General features: G+C 67.4%; 4 protein-coding genes. 2 read left to right on the forward strand and 2 right to left on the reverse strand.

What is annotated here, in order from left to right:
• Positions 1–54: 54 nt before the first annotated feature.
• Entirely contained in the window at positions 55–345 is a 291-nt protein-coding gene (locus RTM68_RS18055; RefSeq protein WP_312173649.1) for a DUF4287 domain-containing protein, read from the reverse strand.
• A 96-nt stretch (positions 346–441) separates the two neighbouring features.
• Entirely contained in the window at positions 442–903 is a 462-nt protein-coding gene (locus RTM68_RS18060; protein ID WP_312173651.1) for an Lrp/AsnC family transcriptional regulator, read from the reverse strand.
• Positions 904–974: 71 nt separating this feature from the next.
• Here RTM68_RS18060 and RTM68_RS18065 point away from each other — a divergent pair, with 71 nt between their 5' ends.
• Both RTM68_RS18065 and RTM68_RS18070 read left to right on the forward strand, forming a co-directional pair.
• Positions 975–2,405: a DUF6421 family protein gene (locus RTM68_RS18065; RefSeq protein WP_312173654.1), complete on the forward strand. Its 1,431-nt coding sequence runs from the start codon at positions 975–977 to the stop codon at positions 2,403–2,405.
• Between the two features lie 105 nt (positions 2,406–2,510).
• Positions 2,511–2,852 (forward strand): SDR family NAD(P)-dependent oxidoreductase (locus RTM68_RS18070; protein WP_312173657.1); only part of this gene is annotated, 342 nt, incomplete at its 3' end.

Here is a 2,852-nt window from a genome sequence, read left to right on the forward strand (position 1 = left end):
GGTCAGCGGTGCGGGTCAGCGGTGCGGGTCAGCGGTGCGGGTCAGCGGTGCGGGTCAGCGGTGCGGGTTGCTGTCTTTGCCGTCGAGCCAGAGCGTGTCGGACGCATCGCCGTGCGCCCCGCCCTTGCCGACGTGCTTGTCGCTGATCTTCGGCCCCTTGAGGATCACGTGGACCATCGCCTGGGCGTGACCGTGACCGAGGCTGTACTCGTCCTTGAGCCAGTTGAGGACGACGGTCGATTTCGTGGTCTCGTCGAACCCCTGCTCCTTCGCGAGCGCGATGAACTGCCGCGGGGTGAGGCCGGTCTGGGTCTCGACCTTGTCGAGGTATGCCTGGAAGGACATGGATGCTCCTGGGAGTCGGCGCTGGCTGTGGAGATCGTCTGCGGTGAGAGATCTGTCACAGTATGGCCGGTGCGGCGTGGATGTTCCAGGGTGCGATCAGGCGTCGTCGGAGGCGACGGGGATGATCGGCCGGTGCTCGTAGTAGGTCTGCAGCACGACCGTGGTGCGGGTGCTGACGTTGGCGGCCGTGCGGATGTCGCGCACCAGCTCTTCCAGGGCGCGCGGCGAGGGCACCCGCACGAACAGCATGTAGCTCGCGTCGCCGGCGATCGAATGGCACGCCTCGATCGCGGTCAGGTGCTCGAGGAGCTCGGGAGCGTTGTCGGGCTGGGCGGGGTCGAGGGGCGTGATCTCGATGAAGGCCGAGAGCGGCGTGCCGACCAGTTCGGGGTCGAGGATCGCGCGGTAGCCCGAGATCACTCCGCGCGTCTCGAGACGGCGCAGACGGGACTGCACGGCCGAGACCGAGAGGCCCACGGCCTCGGACAGCTGCGAGAGCGTGGCCCGTCCGTCGCGAGAGATCGCGGCCAGGATCGCGAGGTCGACAGAATCATCCATAGATGTAAGATTATCGTCAGGATTCCGTATATGCCGGAATTTTTACGTCGCGATCCCCGATCGGAGGTTCCATGTCCACTCCTGCCCTGAACACTCAGGCCATCGTCGGCGAACCCGAGGTCGTCGAGGATGCGTCGATCGCCGAGTCCTCCGCGGCGTGGGCCCAGCTCAAGGACGCCGCGATCGCGATCCGCGAGATGCAGATCAAGGACGGCTCGATCCCGGATGCCGCGCACCACGCCGCCGCCCGCGACCTCGTCACCGCGATCACCTCCGGCATCCGCGCCCTCGCTCCTGCCTTCCCGCACGACGCCGAGTACCTCGCAGCATCCGTGGTCGACTTCGACCGCTGGGTCGCGGGCGACTTCGGAGTACCCGACTTCCTCGACTCGCTCATGGCCTTCCAGCCGCAGCAGCACCGCGTCGACGGCATCCGCCACCTCGTCGTCTTCCCGATGTACACGCAGAACGGTTCGAGCGACCGTCTCGTCGAAGCGCTCATCGTCGAGACGATCTGGCCCGAATTCATCGCCGCCCTCGAGGCCGGCGACTACGGCAACAAGCTGTTCGTCTCGCTGCGCCTCGTCGACTTCACGCCCGGCTACGACACCAACTCGGCCGTGTTGTTCCCCGAGACCGTCGCGATGCGCGAGATCCCGTCGTTCACGTGGGGTGCGATCTTCCAGGACCGCGAGGCCGCTCGCTACCGCCGGGTCACCCGCGCGGCCGCCGAGATCACGAACCTCGATCTGCCGGAGCGCGCTGCCGCGATGCTCGACGACCAGCAGATGGCCGAGAAGACGTTCGTGATGTGGGACATCATCCACGACCGCACCCACATGCGCGGCGACCTTCCGTTCGACCCGTTCATGATCAAGCAGCGGATGCCGTTCTTCCTCTACTCGCTCGAGGAAATGCGCTGCGACATGACGGCGTTCCGCGAGTCGGTGAACATCGAGCGCACTCTCGCCGCTCGTATCGCCGCGGGTGAGGAGCTCACCGCGACCGAGCAGGAGATGCACGACTACGCGCACCTCGTGCAGTACGCGGTGATCTTCGACCGGATCTTCCGCTTCTCGATCACCGGCACCCGCACCCGCAACTACGACGCCGTCGGCGGACAGCTGCTGTTCGCCTGGCTGCACCAGCGCGGAGTGCTGCACTGGACCGACACCGCTCTCACCTTCGACTGGGACAACGTGCCGGACGCCGTCGTGGCGCTGGGCGACGCGATCGACGACCTGTACTGGCACTCGATCGACCGCCCGAAGGTCGCTCACTGGCTCGCCGCGTACGAGCTCGTGCGCGGAACGCTCACGCCGCACCCGGCATCGCAGTGGGCCCGCGGCCTGTCGGACGAGATCCTCGCCGGTGCGCCGAAGGGGTACACGGATGCCGTGATGGACGACGAGTTCCCGCTGTCGATGTTCTTCGAGACCCTCGACAAGAAGATGAAGCCGGTCATCGAATCGACCGTCGGCATCCGGGGCACCGACCACTGACTCGCGCATTTCTGGGGTCCGGTCGCGGGGGCGATCGGACGCGGCGCCTGCGGCCATTCCTTCCGGGGGTGGCCGCAGAGCTGTCTCTATACGAAGGTGGAGTACATGAGCGTCACTGATCGCACGATCCTCCTCGCCGGAGCGACCAGCGCATCGGGTCTCGCCGTCGCGCGGGCTCTCGTCGACGGCGGCGCACGGGTCGTCGCGACCGGTCGATCGGCCGAGCGGCTGGAGCCGCTGCGAGCGATCGGAGCCGAGGTCGACGTCGCCGACGCGACCTCGCTCGAGTCGATGGCCGATCTGGCGACGCGCCTCGAATCTGTCGATGCCGTGATCCCGCTGGTCGGCGGATGGCGGGGTGGCGGCGGACTCGCCGGACAGACGGATGCCGACTTCGGCGCCCTCCTGCCCGCTCTCGATGCCGTGCGCGCGAGCAGCCGGGCGTTA

This window comes from Microbacterium sp., from assembly GCF_031988965.1.
GTDB lineage: Bacteria > Actinomycetota > Actinomycetes > Actinomycetales > Microbacteriaceae > Microbacterium.